The organism is Aeromonas sp. ZOR0001 (assembly GCF_000801015.1).
Classification (GTDB): Bacteria; Pseudomonadota; Gammaproteobacteria; order Enterobacterales; family Aeromonadaceae; genus Aeromonas; species Aeromonas veronii.
This window is the reverse complement of sequence record NZ_JRJY01000080.1, coordinates 261472-262402: the sequence shown is the minus strand read 5'-3', so window position 1 is coordinate 262402 and position 931 is coordinate 261472. Positions and strand designations below refer to the sequence as shown.

At 57.8% G+C, this 931-nt stretch carries 3 protein-coding genes; all 3 read right to left on the bottom strand.

Annotation, left to right across the window (positions count from 1 at the left end; all coding sequences use genetic code 11):
• Window positions 1-254: hypothetical protein (locus tag L972_RS21900; protein WP_231560917.1), on the bottom strand; the 254-nt coding region annotated here is incomplete at its 3' end.
• A 2-nt stretch (window positions 255-256) separates the two neighbouring features.
• Window positions 257-445, bottom strand: a complete 189-nt coding sequence (locus L972_RS11015) for a hypothetical protein (protein ID WP_047438195.1) — start codon at window positions 443-445, stop codon at window positions 257-259.
• A gap of 204 nt (window positions 446-649) precedes the next feature.
• Window positions 650-931 (bottom strand): DUF2076 domain-containing protein (locus tag L972_RS21895; protein WP_231560916.1); only part of this gene is annotated, 282 nt, incomplete at its 5' end.

Genomic DNA, 931 nt, shown 5'->3' with positions numbered 1-931 from the left:
CCGTTGCCGCCGTTGCCGCCGTTGCCGCCGTTACCGCCGTTACCACCGTTACCACCGTTGCTTCCCAGTACGGAGACTGGTTGGTTGTTACTAAGTGTTGAGCAGTCATCCCCTGTTGGGCATGGGGATTGCGCCCACAGCGAAGCACTTTGCAGGCAAGCAAGTAGTATCAGGCTCGAATAAAGTGGGGAAGTTGAGTTCATGATATCGACCTTGTTAGATGAAGAAGCGTTGGCATAAGGATTTCTTAACAAACTCAGACATCCAAGTGGTAGGTAGATTCGTCTGGTTGGGCGGCTGGTAACTGGCGATATATCAGTCCAATTTCGCTGACAACCCAGAGCGAAAGCAGGGCCAGCAGGCTGAGCAGGGGAAGCAGAGAGTGGCTCTGGGTCAGGGCATAGGCCGCAATGGCGGCACTGGTCAAAAGCAGGGTTCGGATCATGAGGTGGCTCCTTGTCGTCATGGGGGTGTTGCGTGGCCACGGACAGAGCGCCTGGGGTCGGGAGTTGTTCCCGGGTGGCACGAAGCGCGCTGAGTATATCGCGTCATGCCGCTGCCGATCCGTGGTGTCATCACACTTTCCATAGTCATGGGTTTCGTATCGAGTTGAGCCCCGCTAGGTGCGGGGCCAGTAATGGTTTGACGGTCAGAAGAAACCGTCGTTGTTATCGTCACTGTCGGCCCAGCCGCTACTCTGGCTATCGTCGTCGAGAAAATTGCTGCCAGCATCGGGAGGTGAATCCCAGCCGTCCCAGCGCACCGGTTCCGCATCGACCGGATTGGCGATGGGCGCTGGCTCTATGATGTCGATGATCTCCTCGGGCCGATTGTTGTGAAACAGTCCGCCGATCATATCGGCCAGCATCACGCCACCGGCCACACCGGCGGCGGTTTGCAGGGCGCCGCCCAAAAAGGAGCTGGTACGGGA

Excerpts from the sequence above, each read along its gene's own strand:
- L972_RS11015 (WP_047438195.1), bottom strand. The coding sequence starts at position 445 with ATGATCCGAACCCTGCTTTTGACCAGTGCCGCCATTGCGGCCTATGCC.